The sequence below is a fragment of the Pseudomonas sp. NKUCC02_KPG genome (assembly GCF_019345465.1).
Taxonomy (GTDB): domain Bacteria; phylum Pseudomonadota; class Gammaproteobacteria; order Pseudomonadales; family Pseudomonadaceae; genus Aquipseudomonas.
In genome coordinates, this window is sequence record NZ_JAHKRC010000010.1 from 173,413 (window position 1) to 189,958 (window position 16,546).

Below are 16,546 nucleotides of genomic sequence, written 5' to 3' on the forward strand. Positions count from 1 at the left end.
GCTGTGTGGTATGGACCCATTGTTCGTGTTCTGCTGGCCCCGACATCGTCCGGAAAGACTAAGGCCGCGTCAGGCGCCCAACTTTTCTTGCAACTGTGCCTTGAGCACCTTGCCGGTGGCATTGCGGGGCAAGGGTTCGAGTGCTCGATAGACCTGGGTCGGTACCTTGTAGGAGGCCAGGCGCTCGGCGATGAATGCGCAGATTTGCGCTTCCCGGGGCAGCGTCGATGCCTGGCCATGCACGGCCAGCCCCACAGTCTCACCCAGCAACGGGTCGGCGATGGCGAACGCCGCAGCCTCCAGAACGCCAGGCATATCGAGGATGCAGGTTTCGATTTCGGCCGCGGATATCTTCTCTCCACCGCGGTTGATCAACTCCTTGACCCGCCCGGTGATGCTGAGGAAGCCCTCGTCGTCGAGGTAGCCGATATCGCCGGTGTCGAGCCAACCGTCGCGCAGGCTTTGCGCAGTGGCCTCGGGCAAATTCCAGTAGGCGCTCATCAGGGTCGGTGAACGCAGCCAGATTACCCCGCGGGTGTTCGCCACCTGCGGCTGGTCAGGGCTGTCACCGATGCGAATATCGACGATCGGCAGCGCCCAGCCCGCCGTTGCCGGCTTGTACACAAACTGATCGCCACCAATCGCCGCGCCGATGCCGTTGCTTTCCGTCAGGCCGTAGCCGGCGCCGCCGATGGCGTCAGGCTTGAGCCTGAGCATGTTGTCGAGTACCCCGGCGGACGACGCTCCACCACCCAGCCCCAGGCCAAACAGGCTGGCGGTTTGCTCACTGCCAAAGCGCGGCGAAGCGAGCAACTGTTGCATCATTACCGGTGCGCCGTTGAACTGGGTACAGCGCTCATCGCGAATCAGATCGATAGCCCGCTCGACATCCCACTTGTACATCAGCATCAAGCGCCGACCGCCGCGCAATGCCGACAGGAACTGCGCATGCAAGCCGCTGACATGAAACAGCGGAACAGCCGCCAGCGTGGTTGGCGCGAAGCCGCTGTTGATCACCACGCCGATGCGTTCCGGTGAACTCATGGCGCAAAACGCACCCTGGAAATCCAGTGCGAACAGCGCCTGGCAGATGGCCCGGTGAGTGGACACTGCGCCCTTGGCGCGACTGGTGGTGCCTGAGGTGTAGAGGATAAGTGCTGGCGCGTCGGGATCAATTTCCAGCGCAGGCAACGGTAATCCCGGCGCGCTGATCAAGTCTTCGAAACGCAGACAGTACTCGGGCAACGTTTCTTCCTGGGCGCCGACGACAATCGTGGCATGCTGCTCACGCGCCAGATCTGCGCGCAGGGTATTGAGGCGCGCCTCGTCGCACACCAGCAGGCGCGAACCGCTGTCCTGCAGCGCGTACTGCAACTCGTCGCGCAGGCCCCAACTGTTGAGCGGCACACACACCGCACCACAGCGCAGGATCGCGGCGAAGGCCACCAGCCACGCTGGCTGGTTGCGCATGGCAATCGCCACCCGCTCGCCCGGTTGCAGGCCAAAACGGGCGACCATCTGCTCGGCGAGGCGGTCAACCTGCTCATAGTACTGATTGAAGGTCAGGCGCTGCGACTGCCAGACCAGGAACTCACGGTCGCCGTGGACACGACCGGCGTCGAGCACCTGCAGCAGGTCGCGCGCAGCGTGACGGAAATAGCGTGGAGCGCCGTTATCCGGCGTCGCCACTTCAAAGGGCGCACCGGGGGCGATCAGTAGGCTCCACGCGGTTTGCCAGCGTTCAATGCTCATTTGTGTTTTCTCCAGAACAGCGAAAAACCTGTGGGCGCGGCCAGCACATTCAATACCTTCATGGCCTGTCACTGCGCCTTCGCGAGCAGGCTCGCTCCCACAGGGAGTTACGCGTGAGCCAAATAGCGCTCGCAATGGAAATCCCGGTCACCCAGGCAACTCTGTGCAACGCGAGTGCGCTTGAGGTACAGGCCGACATCCAGTTCGTCAGTGACGCCAATGCCGCCATGCATCTGCACCGCCTCGTTGGCGACCTTGATCGCCGTGTCACCGGCCTTCCATTTGGCGAGGCTGACCAGTCGAGCGCGCGTGCCGGCATCGAGGCTGGCGTCATCCAGGGTCCCCAGCGCGGCCATCAGGGCGCTGCGGCTCAGCGCCAGGTCGATGTACATCTGCGCGGCGCGATGTTGCAGGACCTGGAAGGTGCCAATCGGTGTGTCGAACTGCACGCGGGTCTTGAGGTACTCCAGAGTGGTCTCGAACAGTTGCTCGGCCATCCCCAACAGCTCCGCGGCCAGGCAGGTGCGGCCGCGGTCCAGAGCGGTTTCCAGCGCTGCCCAGCCCTCGCCCGGAGTGCCCAGCAGCGCTTCGCTGCCCAATTGCACCTGATTCAGTTGCAGGCGTGCGCTGTTGCGCGAATCGATCAGCGCCAGGGCACTGACGGTCAAACCCTGCGTATCGGCGGGTACCAGGAACAGGCTGATGCCTTGGGTGTCACCCGGCTGCCCGGAGGTGCGTGCCGCCACCACATAGGCATCGGCCCCCAGCCCGTCGACGACCCAGTATTTATCGCCATGCAAGCGATAGCCCTGGCCCTCGGCCTTCGCCTCAAGGGCAATGCGGCTCGGGTCGTGGCGCGAGCGTTCGTCCACGGCCAGGGCCAGGCGCTGTTCGCCGCCGATCACCGCTTGCAACCAGTACGTCTGTTGCGCCGAATTACCCGCCAGGTGCAACAGCGAACCGCCGAGCACTACGCTGGATAACAGCGGCGAGGCCGACAGGTTGCGGCCCATGGATTCGAAGATCGGTCCCAGGCCCTTGCAGCCGAAATCCAGGCCGCCGAAATCCTCCGGAAACGGAATCGCACTCCAGCCCAGCTCGACCGCGTCCCGCCACAGCGTTGCATCGAAGCCCGGGTGCACCGCGTCATCGCGCAGTCGACGCTGGGCGTTGACCGGGCTGCGAGCGGCGAGAAAGTCCCGCGCGCTGTCGGCCAGCAAACGCTGTTCATCGCTATAACGCAGGCTCATGGCTGTACTCCTGTTTTCACGACAGTCTTCTTCACTTCAGGCAAACCAAGCACGCGCTTGGCGATGACATTGAGCTGGATCTCCGAAGCGCCACCCGAGATGGTCAGTGCGTAGCTGCTGAGCCAGGCGCGGGTGATCGCCAGTTGCTGCTCGCTGAATGCCGTGCTCTCCCAGCCGAAGGCATGTCCGGCCATGGCGTCGAGCAGCACTTCGAACTTGTCGCGCTCCTGTTCGGTGTGCACCAGCTTCATGATCGACATCAGGCCGCCGATGTCATCACCGGCCCGCGCCTCCTCACCCATGCGCTGCACGGTCAGGTTGTAGGCATGTTCGTTCATCGCACAGGCCGTGGCCCGCGCCTGCAATGCGTGTTCACTTTGAGCCTGTGGCGCCGGCACGTATTCACGCATCAGGGCCAAGAGATCGAAGTGCGATGGCAGGCTGAACTCGCCGAATTTCGACATGGCCTTGCGTTCGTGCTGCAACAGGTACTTGGCCAGGTTCCAGCCACCATTCAATGGCCCGATCAACTGGCTCTTGGGCACCTTCACAGCATCGAAGAACACCTGGCAGAACGCCGATTTGCCGCTGATCAAGTCGATCGGCTGCGGCTTGACCCCAGGGCTGCGCATGTCCAGCACGATCAGGCTGATGCCCTCGTGTTTTGGTACGCTGAAGTCGGTGCGCACCAGGGCATACATCCAATCGGATTTGTCGCCGTAGGAGGTCCAGATCTTGCTGCCATCCACCACGAAGTGATCGCCGGCGTCACGCGCGGCCATTTTCAGGCTGGCCAGGTCCGAACCGGCGTTCGGCTCGGAAAAGCCTTGGCACCAGCGCACTTCACCGCGGGCGATGGGCGGCAACAGATCGCGTTTCTGCTCTTCGCTGCCGAACGCCAGTAACACCGGACCGAGCATCCAGATGCCCAGGTTGATTTGCGGTGGGCGGCACTTGATGCGACGCATCTCGCTTTCCAGCACCGACAGTTGTTCGTCACTCAGGCCCGCGCCGCCATATTCTTCAGGCCACTCGGGACAGAACCAGCGCTTGTCGCGCATGCGTTCGAACCACAACCGTGCGTCTTCACAGGGAAATTGCGGATTCTGACTGCCCCACACCACATCGCCTTCAGCCATGCCGGTGCGCATCGACGGCGGGCAGTTAGCCTCCAGCCAGGCACGGGTGTCCTGCCGGAATTGCTCGATAGTGCTCATGAAAGTCCCCTTCGACTCACCCCGGATCCGGGGCGAGTACGGTTTTTGTTTTTGATGGACGAGCTTCAGCGTTGGGTACGTGGCATGCCAAGGCCAAATTGGGCGATCAGCTCGCGCTGGATTTCATTGGTGCCGCCGCCAAAGGTCAGGGTCACCGAACTGCGCAATTCATATTCCAGATCGCCATGCAACAGGGCGGCCGCCGAGCCGCTGCGCATCGAGCCATTGGCCCCGACGATCGTCGCCAGCTTGCGCAGGATCTCGATCGCCGATTCCGAGCCGAACACTTTGGTGGTCGAGCTCAGCGCGACGTTCATGCGATCGAGCTCCAGGTCGGCGGCGATGCGCATGTTGATCAGGCGCATCGCTTCCAGACGTGCATAACACTCGGCCAGTGAACTGCGCACCCAGGCCTTGTCCATTGCCCGACGGCCCTGTTCGTCGCGGGCCCGCGCCCACAGGTAAATCCGGCGAAACAGCGCCACGACCTTGTCCGACCAGGTACCCAGGCCGAGGCGTTCGTGGTTCAGTTGCGAGGTGATCAGCTTCCAGCCACCGTGCAACTCACCTACCAGCATCTCGCCGGGCACCCGCACGTTGTCGTAGTAAGTGGCCGTGGTGGGAATACTGGTGGTGGGAATCAGGGTGTGGGAGAAGCCCGGGGTCGTGGTATCGACGATCAACAGCGAAATGCCTTTATGCCGCGCCTGGGTCGGATCGGTACGGGCCGCCAGCCAGACGAAGTCGGCGGATTCGGCGCCCGAGGTCCACAGCTTGTTGCCATTGACCACGAAGCCCTGGTCGTCCTGGCGGGCACTGGTTTTCAGCACCGCCAGATCGCTGCCGGCGTCGGGTTCGGAATAACCGATGGCGAACATGATTTCGCCTGCGGCGATCCCTGGCAGAAAACGCTCTTTCTGCAGTTCGCTGCCATGGGCCATCAAGGCCGGGCCAACAGTGCTGATGGTCACGAACGGCAGTGGCGCCCCGGCGATGTTGGCTTCTTCGAAGAAAATCAATTGTTCGGTGGCGGCGTAGCCCTGACCGCCATGGGCCTTCGGCCAGCCGACCGCCAGCCAGCCGTCGCGGCCCATCTGGCGGATGGTCTGGCGAAACAGATCGCCGCCTTCCTTGCCACGCAACTGCTCGCGCATGTCCGGGGTCATCAGGGACTGGAAATAGTCCCGCACCTTGTGGCGCAGGGCATGTTGTTCGGGAGTGAGGTCAACGAACATAGGCTGCTCCTTAATCTGCGCCGAGAATCAGGCCGCTGGTGGGTACCCCGGTACCGGCAGTGACCAGAACGTTCTGCACATCCGCCACTTGGTTGACCGCTGTGCCACGCACCTGGCGAACCGCTTCGGCAATGCCGTTCATACCGTGGATGTAGGCTTCGCCCAGTTGCCCGCCATGGGTGTTGATCGGCAGTTTGCCGCCACGGGCGTGGTGCCCGGCGCGGATGAATTCCTTGGCTTCGCCCCGTTTGGCAAAACCGAACTCTTCAAGTTGCGGCAATACGAAGGGGGTGAAGTGGTCGTAGATCACGGCGGTCTGGAAAGACTCCGGGCCCAGGCCTGACTGGCGATACAGCTCGCGGGCGACCACGCCCATTTCCGGCAGCCCGGTGATGTCGTCGCGGTAGAACGAGGTCATGCTCTGCTGACCATGACTGATGCCCTGGGAGCCGGCCTTGATGGTCACCGGTTTCTGCCGCAGGTCACGGGCGCGTTCGGCCGAGGTGATGACCATCGCCACGGCGCCATCGGATTCCTGGCAGCAATCGAGCAGGTGCAACGGTTCGCAGATCCAGCGCGAAGCCTGGTGTTCTTCCAGGGTGATCGGCTTACCGTGGAAAAACGCCTGGGGGTTGGTGGCGGCAAAATCCCGCGCCGCTACCGCGACCCGGCCGAAGTCTTCGGAGGTGGCGCCATAGGTGTGCATGTAGCGCTGGGCAAACATGCCGACCCAGGCTGCCGGCGTATGGAAACCGTGGGGCATGTACCAGCCGTAGTTGACGTTGTCGAAGGTCGGCGTCGCGGCGAACCCGTAGTTGCCAGTACCAAAGCGATACCAGGAGCGTTCGTTCATGGCGCGATACACCACCACCACTTTCGCCATCCCGGTCGCCACTGCCATGGCTGCGTGCATCACCGGCCCGCAAGCCGCGCCGCCACCGTGGGGCACTTGCGAGAAAAATTTCACGTCCTTGCAACCGAGCAAACGGGCAATTTCGTATTCCGGGACCTTGTCCACGGAATAGGAGCTGAAACCCTCGACCTCGCTCGGGTCGATGCCGGCGTCCTTGAGGGCACTCAGTGTGGCCTCCAGGGCCAGGCGCAATTCGGTGCGCCCGGAGTTCTTGGAAAATTCGGTTGCGCCCAGACCAACGATCGCGGCACGCCCGGAAATCGATGAATCAGTCATCTGTGTCTCTCCGGCTGTCAGGGCAGGACCAGCGCGACCGTACCGGTCACGTGGTTGCCCATGGAATTTTTGCCGCTCAAGGTGAGTTCCACCGAGCGGGTGTGCGCATCGACGCCGGTGACGCTGGCGCTGAAGGTCATGCAGTCGCCGGGGTAATTCGGTGCGCCGAGCTTGATTTTCAGCGCGGTGAATTGCGCCAGCGGCCCGGCCCACTGCTCGATGAACCGCTGCACCAGGCCATTGGTGGTGAGGATGTTCATGAACACATGGGGCGAACCCAAAGCACGGGCCGCGTCCGCGTCGTGATGGCCGGGGAAGTAGTCACGGGTGGCAATCGCCCCGCCGTTGATCAGGGTCACCGTGATCGGCACCGCCAATTCCGGCAACACTTCGCCGAGGCGCACGTCTTCAAAGCGCTTGGTGTTCTTCGAGGTCATATTTCCATCCCAGCTTGTCGTTATCGTTGAGCCAGTCGCCCAGGCGCTCCAGGCTTGCTGCCGAACCCCCAAGGGCAAGACACAGGCCGCGGCTCCAGTAGAGAAAACGGTGGATCGGGTACGTCAGGTCGACGCCAATCCCTCCATGCACGTGTTGTGCGACATGCCCGATGCGGTGCCCCGCTTCACAGGCCATCCACGCGGTGGCCAAGGCTTCGGAGGGCGCCAGCAGCCCCGCATCGATGCGGTAGGCCAGTTGCCAGAGCACCGTGCGCAAGGCTTCGACGGCGATATGGGTGTCGGCCATGCTCATCTGCACCGCCTGGAAGCTGCCGATGCTGCGCTCGAACTGCCGGCGTTCGCTGACGTAAACCACGGTGCGGCGGATTTGCTCTTCGCTGACCCCCAGTTGCAGGGCCGCCAGCGCCGCCACGCTGCGCAGTTCCAGCCAGGCAACGGCCTCGGCGGGCAACAGCGCTGCGCCGCTCACGGTCAAGCCCTCGATGTGCAGGTCGGCCACCGCTTCGCCGTGGGTCAATACCGCCGAAACCCGTTGGATTTCGGGCGCTGACAGGTCCAACAGGAGCAAGCGCGGCTGGCCGTCGACCTGTACCAGTACCAGTGCAGCCTGGGCTTGATCACCCAGGGACAGGGCAGCAACCCGGCCATTGATCAACCAGCCCCCATCAGTCGCCTGCCCCTGCAGCTCAATGCCCAGCGCACTGCTCAACCCATCGACCGACAGGCTCAACAGCACCTCGCCGGACGCCGCCTTGGCGATCCATCCCGCACTGTCGCTGGCGTCAAAACGGGCCAGGGTCGCGGCCGCCAGTTGATGACGCCACAACGGCACCTGTGCCAGGGCCTTGCCCTGAGCCTGCAACACCAGCATCAGCTCGGTCATGCCCAGGCCGCTGCCACCGTATTGCTCGGGGATAGCCAGGGCCTGCAGCCCGGTCTCAATGCACAGCTTCCACAGCGGTGCCATCATCGGCTCGCCGCTGGTGTCCCACTGACGCATATAGTCGTCATGGCAATGGTCGACAAACAGGCTGTCGGCCATCTGCGCAATGGCGCGTTGCTCTTCGCTTAATTCGAAATCCATGGTGACTGGCTCCTACGCATGTACCGGCCGAAACAAAGGCAGGGTCAGCTCGTCATCGAAGGTCTGGAACTCGACCTGCAAGCGCTGGCCGATCTGTAGTTGATCGCGTTCGATACCGACCAGTCCGGCGATCAGGCGTACGCCCTCCTCCAGCTCGATCAGGCCAATCGGATTGGGATAATCGAACGGCGCGACTTCGGGGTAGTGCATCACCACGAACGAATACAACTTGGCGCGTCCGCTGGCCTGCAGAGTGTCCCAGTCGAAGCTGTGGCACTGGATGCACACCGGAGCCGGTGGATGACGCAAGGTCTGGCAGGCGGTGCAGCGCTGAATCAGCAACTGGCCTTTCTCGCAGCCTTCCCAGAAAAATCGCGTGTCGTCGCTGATGCCCGGCAGCGGGCGCTTGGGCTTGACCGGTGCTGACTCGACCTTTGCAGGTGCCTGGGCATTGGCCGCGCGGAACTTGAACACGCGAAACAACAACTCGCCCACCGGTTCGTCGCCGCCGGCCTTCTCGACGAAATGTGTCATGACCAAAGTGACGAAGAAACCAGTGCCCAGGGCAGTGGTTTTTTCATCGCCAACCGAGTCCAGGCGCGTGGTGTAGTAGAGCTTTTCGCCCAGGCGCACCGGGCGGGTGAAGCTCAGCTCGGAGTTCACCGCCACGGTGGAGGCATAGCCGTAGGCTTCCATTTCCTTGAGCACCTCGTAAGGGTTCTCGTCGGTGGAGCCAGGTGGGTAGTTGTTGGCGTGCAGGCCTTCCATGGTCCAAACCTGCAACATCGCTGGCGGAGCGATCAAGCCCTCATGGACGGTGCCCAAGGCAAAGCCCGCGTCGGTATATAGCGGGTTATCCACGCCCATGACTTCGCACCACTGGCGAATCATCGGGGCATTGACCTCGTCCCAGGCATACACGCGGCCGTATTCGCGCCCCACCAGGGCGCGCACATTGGATAGCAATTGTGAATCAGCCAAAGTCGTCTCCTTCACATTGAAGGCGGCCACCGAATCCGGTCGCCGCAATAGGTCGATCAGGTGGGCAGAACCTGCGCGGCACCGAGAAATGCCGGGCGTTCGCCACCGCCATGCAGCAACAGGTTGCAACCGCTGGCATAACTGGCCAGTGGTGAGGCGATGTACAGGCAGGCATTGGCGATGTCTTCGGCCACCGCCATGCGTGCGGCCGGAATGCCAGCAGCAACGGCAGCAATGCCGGCCTCGGAGCCATAGTGCAGATGCGCCTGATCGGTCAACACCAGACCGGGGCTGACGGTGACCACTCGCACCTTGGGCCCCCACTCCACCGCCAGTGATTGCACCAGCGCCAGCACCCCGGCCTTGGCCGCGCCATAAGCAGCGGTGCCTGGCGAGGAACGCAACGCACTGATGCTGCCGATAAACACGATGCAACCGCCCTGCGCCTGTGCCTGCATCAGCCGGTTGGCGTGCTGGGCGACGTTGAGCGGCGCGATCAGGTTCAGACCGATGATGCTTTCATGAAACCTGGGCGAGGCCGTGGCTGCGTCGGCGGCAGGACTGCCACCGGCGTTGTTGATCACCACGTCGAGGCGCCCGAAGTCGCGCTCGATGGTGGAGAACAGGCTTTGCAGGGAATCGTGGTCACGCACGTCGGCGGCGATGAAGGTCGCACGCTTGCCACCCTGCGTCGGCACCTGTTCAGGTTCGCGCCGGGCACAGACGATCACCCGTGCGTTCGCGGCCAGGAACCCCAGCGCGATACCGGCACCGATACCCTTGGTACCACCAGTGACCAGCACCACCTTGCCGCTGTAATCAAGACCCGAATGCAGCTCCATCATGTGCTCCTTTTCTACTGACTAAGGTCACTCTAGGGGCGATCACTGGGCCAAACTACGTCTGAACGGACGATGAAAACTTAACCTTGCGAACAGGACACTGGCGGTCACTTACGCATTGCCTGGTCTTTATGGATGCCCATGTCCGCCCCCTTCGCTGCGTCGGTTCTGCTCGAACGCACACTGCCGGGCGTGACCACCCTGCTGCGGCTGAATCGCCCTCAGGCGGGCAATGCCTTGAGCCTGGCGTTGCAGGCGCAGCTGTCGTTTCACGTCAGTGAGCTGGAGGGGTGATCCCGGGGTGCATTGCATCGTGCTGACGGGCGGTGACGAGGCGCTCGCTGCCGGTGGCGACATCAACAACCAGGCAAGACCACTGCATTGTTGTTCGCCTCACGGGATCAGAAGAAAGGCATGCCAGCGTTTATCGATAAACGTCCGGCCCGGTTTGAGGGCAATTAACACCCTATCCGGTGGGAGCAAATACCCCTTAGCAGCAAAGCTCCTGCGGATGGTGTCGACCGGGCCGGGTTGACTCAGATACTCATGACCATTTGCCCGCTGTCGATGCGCAGTTCAACGCCATTGATCGCCCGCGACTCGTCGCTGGCAAGAAACAGCACGCTGCCCGCGACGTCTTCGGGCAGGCACATGCGGTTCATCGGGTCGCTGTCGATGGTCATTGCTGCCGGGTCGAGCCCCTTGGGGAAACCGCCGCTGGTCATGTCTGTGAGGACGCCGTCCGGATGCAGGGTGTTGCAGCGAATCCGGTACTTGCGGCGCCGGCAGAACACTGCCACCGAACGCGACAGCGCCGCCACCGCCCCCTTGGAGGCGCTGTAGGCCAGGTAATCATCGCGCCCGGCGAGTGCTGCTATCGACGACAGATTGATGATTGAGCCACCGCTGTCCTTCATCAGCGCGATGCCTTCGCGACAGCCGAGAAACACACTGTCTGCGTTCACACGCATGACCTTGTGCCAGCTCTCCAGGGTAGCCTCCTCGATGCTTCCGTGCAGCAGGATGCCCGCGTTGTTCAGCAAAATATCCAGACGCCCATGCTTCTCGCGCAGGTAGGCCATGACCTGCCGCCATTCGCTTTCGCTGCTGGCGTCATGCCGGATAAAGGTCGCCGCCGACCCGATTTCAGCGGCCAGCGCCTCGCCGGCCGCGACATCTATATCGCTGATCAGCACGTGGGCGCCTTCAGCAGCCAGCAAGCGGACGCTGGCACGACCGATGCCCTTGGCCCCGCCAGTCACCAACGCGATCTTGCCTTGTACCCGGCCGGCTTTGTTGTTGCAGTTGTTCGTCATTATGTCGTCTCTTGTGCGAGGGTCGGATGCAGCTGCTGATCCATCAACCGGGCAGCGGCCGCTCCGGCACGACGTCCGGAGAACACGCAATCTGCCAGGGATAAACCACTGATGTAGAGGTGCGAAGGAATGCCCAGGGCCGTGCGCCCTGCGGCGTACAGACCGGGTATTGGCTGGCCCTGTCCGTCGAGCACCGCACCGTTGCCCTCATCCACGCGCAACCCGCCGAGGGTCAAGGCACCCAGTGGAAAGACCGGATTGGTCACGGAAATGTCGCAGGCATAAAACGGTCCCTGATCGAGCACTTGACGTCCGCCCGGCGACTTGCCGAAAGGCTCGGGCGCCTCGCCACGGGCTGCTGCGTTGGCCGCCAGTACCGATTCGCGCAGCACCGTCGGGTTCATCCCGGTGATTGTGGCCAACTCGCTCAGATGCTGGCCCTTGCGCACTTTGAACAGCATCAGGGCAAGGGCGGGAAAGCTTTGAAACCACCAATAGCCACCAAACAACGCCTCACGAATGGCTTTCTTGCGCAACGGTGCATCCAGCACCAGCCAGGCTTTCCCGCCCTGCTGCTCCATCAAGGGTTGGCCCAGGGTGGCGCCGTAGACTTCTTCGTTGCAGAAGCGACGGCCCTGGCGATTGACCACGATGCCCTTGTGCCAGCTGTACGGCGGGTTGATAAAGCGCCAGGCCGATACTCGCTCCAGTCCAGCGCCCTGACCACCGACGCTGGTCCCCAGGCGCAGGCCGCTGCCGTCACAGCCTGTGGCACCGACTTTGAAGTTACGCTCGAATTTCGGCGCATGCCGTTTGATCAGTTCGCTATTGAAAATGAAACCGCCGGTACTGAGGATGACGCCGTTTCGGGCGTGAACCAGCCGTGGCCGGGCAAAGTCCCGTTCGAGCTGGCCGATTCGCTGACGCAGCTTATTGCAGTAACCCGGGGCAAAATTCTGTAAACGCTCGGCACGAGTGGCCAGGCGCGCATGCAACTTCGCCTGCGGGGTGCCGGGCGGCATGCACCACATCTCGGCTCCCACTACCCGCCCCCGAGCATCAACCACCAGGCGCTTGGCTGCCGCTTGCAGCAATGGCCGAGCTCCGGCGCGCAGGCACGCGTCCTTGAGATGAGCATATAGCACCGCGCCGCACTGGCCTTTGCCCACGGTGCGATGACCCCGTGGTGCCGGTGGTAGTGGTCCGCCATGCTGCGGGACCAGCTCGTTCCCGGAGTAATAGAGAAAGCAACCGTCAGGCGGGTATGAAGTCTTGCCGCCCGGCGGCATCTGGTGGCCATAGGGCGCACCGTGGCTTTCCAGCCAGTCGAGGTTGCTGACGCTGTCGGCGCAGAAGCGCCGCAGGGTGTCGTCGCTGACCACGTTTTGGGTTTCATGCTTGAGGTAGTCAAACATGGCTTCGGGAGTGTCGCTGAAACCTGCCGCCTGTTGATGGCGTGTACCGCCACCGGCGTAGACCACTCCGCCACTTTTGGCGCTGGCACCGCCACCGGTGAATCGGTCGGCAATCAAGACATCGGCACCCAGGGCACGGGCCTCCAGCGCCGAGCAGGCCCCGGCCGCGCCCCACCCGATAATCAATACATCGCAGTGCTCGTCCCACAGCAACCCGCTGATGTCGGTAATCTGCAAAGGTGCCTGGATCGGCATGCAGAAACTGTTATCGAACGTCGCCATACAATCTCCTATCGCTGGCTGGCCAAGTGGTTGGCGGCGACATAAGCGAAGGTCATCGCAGGCCCCAGCGTGCCGCCCGCCCCTGGATAGCTGGTGCCCATCACCGACGCCGAACAGTTGCCGATCGCGTACAGGCCAGCGATGGCAGCGCCGTCCTCGCGGACCACTTGTGCATGTTCGTTGGTCAGCAGGCCACCCTTGGTGCCGATGTCCCCGGCATCAAGGCGCATGGCGTAGTACGGGCCTTTGCGCAATGGCGCCAGGCACGGGTTAGGCTTGATATTGCTGTCGCCGTAATAACGGTCGAACACATTGGCGCCGCGCCCGAAGTCAGAATCCTTACCCGTACGCGCATAGTCGTTGACCTTGACCACGGTTGCTTCGAGACCGGCGGCATCGACGCCGATCTGTTTGGCCAGGCCGGCCAGCGTGTTGTCCTTCCAGTACAGGTTGTTCAGCCATTCCTTGCGCAAGCGGCTGTCGGGCATGATCTGGCCCGGCATTAACGGCCCCATCGCGTAGTTGAAACGGAAATGGCCATCGAAAATCACCCAGGCCGGCACCGACTTGCCATCTGTGAGCCCGTTGTCGCGGTACATGGCATCGACAAATTCCAGATATGGCGCGGCCTCGTTAACAAAGCGCTGACCCAGGCTATTGACCACGATGGCACCGGGGAAGGCGCGCTCGGCAAAGATCCCTCGGGGCTTTTCCTCGCCCGGCACGGCGATGGTCGGTGCCCACCAGGCCCAATCCATCAATGCGGTGGCCGCGCCCTGAGCCAGCCCGGCTTCCAGCGCCGCGCCGGTGTTGTTCCCCGGAGGGGTCGCACTCCAGGCCCTGCGGGTCGGTTGCGGCAAGTATTGTTCACGCAGTGCCTGGTTCTGTTCAAAACCACCGGACGCCAGGATCACCCCGTGCCGCGCGTGCAGTTGCACCTCGGCACCGTTACGCCGCACGCTGACGCCGCTGACCCGACCGTCCTGGGTAAGCAAGCCGGAAAAATCGGTGTTGAGCCAGAGCGGCACGTTGCGGTCCATCAGCGAGCGCCGCAGCGATGCCACCAGCGAGCTGCCCAAGGACGCTCGGCGGTCGATCTTGCTTTTGCGGCGCCATTTGAAATCGAGTTTGTAACGCAGCATCAGGCCCATGATCAGCAGCCGCCAGCCAAAACCACGCGCCATGACTTTGTGCGCATCGCGTGCGGTCCAGGCGATGCAGCCCATAAGCAAGGTCGACGGCGAAGGTTTACGCAAGTTGTCCAGTTCTTCGCCCAACAGGCTGGTATCGAAGAGTTCCGGATCCAGGGTTCTTCCGCCGTCCAGTGCGCCGGGCAGGTGCGGGTAATAGTCGGGGTATTTGGCGGCCACCGCGTAGCGCACCCGACTGGTCCGGGTAAGCGCTTCGATCATCTTCGGCGCATTGTCCAGATAGGTGCGCAGCCGGGTTTCAACGACATGTTCGCCCGCCGCAGCTTGCAGATAACGCAAGGCTGTTTCGTAAGTGTCGTTGCCGCCCAGTTTGGCGAAATAGTGGTTGTTGGGGATCCAGATACCGCCACCGGAGATCGCCGAGGTGCCGCCGTACTTGTCGCTTTTTTCCAGGATCAGCACACTGAAACCATGATCCGCGAGGAATACCGCCGACGTCATTGCACCTGCACCCGAACCAACGACAATTACATCGTAGTGGGTCTGAGACTGAACTTGAGCCGTCATTGTTGTTATGCCATTAGCTGAGGTCAGAAATAACCGCCTACGACGCTGTTGGCACGCTGGCGGAGTGCAACCCATGATCGGTTCTGCACTGGCCGGGCTCATCGTCAAAGCGGACTAGAGCCCGGCCCATGCCGGTTGCTCATGAAAGCCGGAACAACCGGCCGAAAGCCCAGGCAAGCGCTGTCAGAGGACGCCGCGCCGCGGCCAGCCGGTCTGCGGCGCGTTGGACATGGTGGGTGTAGAGGCCTAATCGGTGAGTCTTCGTTGCCTTCGTAGCGATTGTCGCGCCCGGTCACCCCTTGTTATGAGGTCACGCTGGCCAGCATGGCCGCCAAAAAGTGTTCGCCATACGGCGGCAAGAGTCCCCATTGGCGGCGCGGGTCATGCTCCGGCGCCTTGAACACTGTGCGCTGGTGGCTGAACTCGAGAAACCCTTCGCGACCATGGTAATGGCCCATGCCCGAGGCGCCGACACCGCCAAACGGCGCATCGTGCATCGCCGCATGCATCATCACATCATTGACGGTCACCCCGCCGGACACGGTGCGCTCCAGCACGTAGCGCTGCTCTTCGGGGTCTTGGCCGAAGTAATACAGCGCCAGCGGGCGTGGACGACCATTGATATCGTCCAGAACCTGGTCGAGTTTTTCATAGGTGAGCACGACCATGGCAGGACCGAAGATTTCTTCACTCATGATCTCACTGTCCGGTGCCGGGTCGACCACCACACGCAGGGGCCGGCGCCGGTCCTCGGCATTCGGCGCGAGAGGTTCGGGCAGGCACTCGACGCGTGCGCCGCGGGCCTGGGCGTCCAGTACGTAACCTTCGACCCGGTCCAGGTGCCGCTGATTGACCACCGCCACCACGTCCGGGTTACCGGCCACCGAAGGGTTGAGTTCGCCGTAGGTTGCGCGCAGCGCTTCAAGAAAGGGCTCAAGCCGCGCCCTGGGCACATACACCAAATCCGGGTTGATGCAGATCTGCCCGCCATTGCAGGCTTTCCCCACGGCGATGCTGAAAGCGGCTTTCTTGAGATCGGCACTGCCGGTGACGATGACCGGCGACTTGCCTCCCAGCTCCAGCGTTACCGGCACCAGGTTCTGTGAGGCGTTGCGCATGACCAGCCGCCCCGTCGCAGTACTGCCGGTGTACACCAGGTGGTCAAATGGCTGAGCGCTGAAGGCTTCGGCCAGCGCCACGTCGCCGGTGACGACGCCGATCTCCAGCGGGTCAAGGTGTTCAGCGAACAGCTGCGCCACCAACTCGGCCGTGCGTGGTACCACGTCCGACGGCTTGAGGATGGCCCGATTACCGGCAGCCAGAACCGAGGCCAAGGGACTGAACAGGGTATATAAAGGTGCGTTCCAGGTTCCGAGAATGCCCACCGAACCCTTGGGTTGGTGCATCACCCATGCCTGGGCGCCGAGCTGATCGTAAGGCGCAAAAGGCGCACGTGGATCATCCTGCATCCAGTCCTGCAGATGGTCACGCGCATGTTTCAGCGAGGCCAGGGCGCCCAGCACGTCATTCATCAACGAGAAACCGGCAGGCCGGCCGCCGAAATCCAGATCGATCGCATCAGTCAACGCGCCATGGTGGCGGACCAACAGATCGATGACTTGTTGAAGTCGACGTCGGCGGGTGTCGGCGCTCACCGCACCGGCGCTGGCGAATGCACTTTTTTGCCGGGATAACAGGCTGGCTAGCCCTTGGACGGATGATGTGACTGAACTCATTCGTGTCCCCTTGCTGATACTGGCCCCAAGGCCGGGAAGCGCCCGATGCGCTTGCCGCTACCCTAGCTGCG

Annotated in this window: 14 protein-coding genes; 1 reads left to right on the forward strand and 13 read right to left on the reverse strand. The window is 62.7% G+C overall.

Annotated features, from left to right (window positions below):
• Positions 1-69: 69 nt before the first annotated feature.
• From KO536_RS15350 to KO536_RS15390, 9 genes are all read right to left on the reverse strand, one after another.
• Complete coding sequence (locus tag KO536_RS15350) at positions 70-1,752, reverse strand: class I adenylate-forming enzyme family protein (protein ID WP_219262308.1); 1,683 nt, start codon at positions 1,750-1,752, stop codon at positions 70-72.
• Between the two features lie 107 nt (positions 1,753-1,859).
• Entirely contained in the window at positions 1,860-3,002 is a 1,143-nt protein-coding gene (locus KO536_RS15355) for an acyl-CoA dehydrogenase family protein (protein WP_219262309.1), read from the reverse strand.
• Positions 2,999-4,219, reverse strand: coding sequence for an acyl-CoA dehydrogenase family protein (locus KO536_RS15360; protein WP_219262310.1), 1,221 nt, complete (start codon positions 4,217-4,219; stop codon positions 2,999-3,001). Before KO536_RS15360 ends, KO536_RS15355 begins: the two co-directional genes overlap by 4 nt.
• Positions 4,220-4,284: 65 nt before the next feature.
• Positions 4,285-5,454, reverse strand: coding sequence for an acyl-CoA dehydrogenase family protein (locus tag KO536_RS15365; RefSeq protein WP_219262311.1), 1,170 nt, complete (start codon positions 5,452-5,454; stop codon positions 4,285-4,287).
• Positions 5,455-5,464: 10 nt separating this feature from the next.
• Complete coding sequence (locus KO536_RS15370) at positions 5,465-6,643, reverse strand: lipid-transfer protein (protein ID WP_219262312.1); 1,179 nt, start codon at positions 6,641-6,643, stop codon at positions 5,465-5,467.
• Between the two features lie 17 nt (positions 6,644-6,660).
• Positions 6,661-7,080 (reverse strand): MaoC family dehydratase, encoded by a 420-nt coding sequence (locus tag KO536_RS15375; protein ID WP_219262313.1) that lies wholly within the window; start codon positions 7,078-7,080, stop codon positions 6,661-6,663.
• Positions 7,052-8,185 (reverse strand): acyl-CoA dehydrogenase family protein, encoded by a 1,134-nt coding sequence (locus KO536_RS15380; protein ID WP_219262314.1) that lies wholly within the window; start codon positions 8,183-8,185, stop codon positions 7,052-7,054. Before KO536_RS15380 ends, KO536_RS15375 begins: the two co-directional genes overlap by 29 nt.
• Positions 8,186-8,197: 12 nt before the next feature.
• Positions 8,198-9,166, reverse strand: coding sequence for an OB-fold domain-containing protein (locus KO536_RS15385; RefSeq protein ID WP_219262315.1), 969 nt, complete (start codon positions 9,164-9,166; stop codon positions 8,198-8,200).
• Positions 9,167-9,222: 56 nt separating this feature from the next.
• Positions 9,223-10,008: an SDR family oxidoreductase gene (locus tag KO536_RS15390; RefSeq protein WP_219262316.1), complete on the reverse strand. Its 786-nt coding sequence runs from the start codon at positions 10,006-10,008 to the stop codon at positions 9,223-9,225.
• 141 nt (positions 10,009-10,149) lie between these two features.
• Here KO536_RS15390 and KO536_RS15395 point away from each other — a divergent pair, with 141 nt between their 5' ends.
• On the forward strand, positions 10,150-10,302 hold the full coding sequence (locus KO536_RS15395) for a hypothetical protein (protein WP_219262317.1): 153 nt from the start codon (positions 10,150-10,152) through the stop codon (positions 10,300-10,302).
• Between the two features lie 242 nt (positions 10,303-10,544).
• On the opposite strand, the gene KO536_RS15400 is transcribed toward KO536_RS15395, so the two are convergent.
• The 4 genes from KO536_RS15400 to KO536_RS15415 form a co-directional block, all read right to left on the reverse strand.
• Complete coding sequence (locus KO536_RS15400) at positions 10,545-11,324, reverse strand: SDR family oxidoreductase (protein ID WP_219262318.1); 780 nt, start codon at positions 11,322-11,324, stop codon at positions 10,545-10,547.
• On the reverse strand, positions 11,324-13,021 hold the full coding sequence (locus KO536_RS15405) for an FAD-binding protein (RefSeq protein WP_219262319.1): 1,698 nt from the start codon (positions 13,019-13,021) through the stop codon (positions 11,324-11,326). The genes KO536_RS15400 and KO536_RS15405 overlap by 1 nt, the downstream gene beginning before the upstream one ends.
• 8 nt (positions 13,022-13,029) lie before the next feature.
• The gene (locus tag KO536_RS15410; protein WP_219262320.1) at positions 13,030-14,739 is read right to left on the reverse strand and encodes an FAD-binding protein; all 1,710 of its coding nucleotides are present in this window, start codon (positions 14,737-14,739) and stop codon (positions 13,030-13,032) included.
• Positions 14,740-15,041: 302 nt separating this feature from the next.
• A complete protein-coding gene (locus tag KO536_RS15415) occupies positions 15,042-16,475 on the reverse strand; it encodes a coniferyl aldehyde dehydrogenase (RefSeq protein WP_219262321.1) in 1,434 nt (477 codons plus the stop codon).
• Between the last annotated feature and the right edge of the window lie 71 nt (positions 16,476-16,546).

What these genes read in the sequence shown, in the direction of transcription:
- KO536_RS15410 (WP_219262320.1), bottom strand. Translation starts at nt 14,739, where the DNA reads ATGACGGCTCAAGTTCAGTCTCAGACCCACTACGATGTAATTGTCGTT.
- KO536_RS15380 (WP_219262314.1), bottom strand. Translation starts at nt 8,185, where the DNA reads ATGGATTTCGAATTAAGCGAAGAGCAACGCGCCATTGCGCAGATGGCC.
- KO536_RS15400 (WP_219262318.1), bottom strand. Translation starts at nt 11,324, where the DNA reads ATGACGAACAACTGCAACAACAAAGCCGGCCGGGTACAAGGCAAGATC.
- KO536_RS15365 (WP_219262311.1), bottom strand. Translation starts at nt 5,454, where the DNA reads ATGTTCGTTGACCTCACTCCCGAACAACATGCCCTGCGCCACAAGGTG.
- KO536_RS15405 (WP_219262319.1), bottom strand. Translation starts at nt 13,021, where the DNA reads ATGGCGACGTTCGATAACAGTTTCTGCATGCCGATCCAGGCACCTTTG.
- KO536_RS15415 (WP_219262321.1), bottom strand. Translation starts at nt 16,475, where the DNA reads ATGAGTTCAGTCACATCATCCGTCCAAGGGCTAGCCAGCCTGTTATCC.
- KO536_RS15350 (WP_219262308.1), bottom strand. Translation starts at nt 1,752, where the DNA reads ATGAGCATTGAACGCTGGCAAACCGCGTGGAGCCTACTGATCGCCCCC.
- KO536_RS15375 (WP_219262313.1), bottom strand. Translation starts at nt 7,080, where the DNA reads ATGACCTCGAAGAACACCAAGCGCTTTGAAGACGTGCGCCTCGGCGAA.
- KO536_RS15390 (WP_219262316.1), bottom strand. Translation starts at nt 10,008, where the DNA reads ATGGAGCTGCATTCGGGTCTTGATTACAGCGGCAAGGTGGTGCTGGTC.
- KO536_RS15360 (WP_219262310.1), bottom strand. Translation starts at nt 4,219, where the DNA reads ATGAGCACTATCGAGCAATTCCGGCAGGACACCCGTGCCTGGCTGGAG.
- KO536_RS15395 (WP_219262317.1), top strand. Translation starts at nt 10,150, where the DNA reads ATGTCCGCCCCCTTCGCTGCGTCGGTTCTGCTCGAACGCACACTGCCG.
- KO536_RS15355 (WP_219262309.1), bottom strand. Translation starts at nt 3,002, where the DNA reads ATGAGCCTGCGTTATAGCGATGAACAGCGTTTGCTGGCCGACAGCGCG.
- KO536_RS15370 (WP_219262312.1), bottom strand. Translation starts at nt 6,643, where the DNA reads ATGACTGATTCATCGATTTCCGGGCGTGCCGCGATCGTTGGTCTGGGC.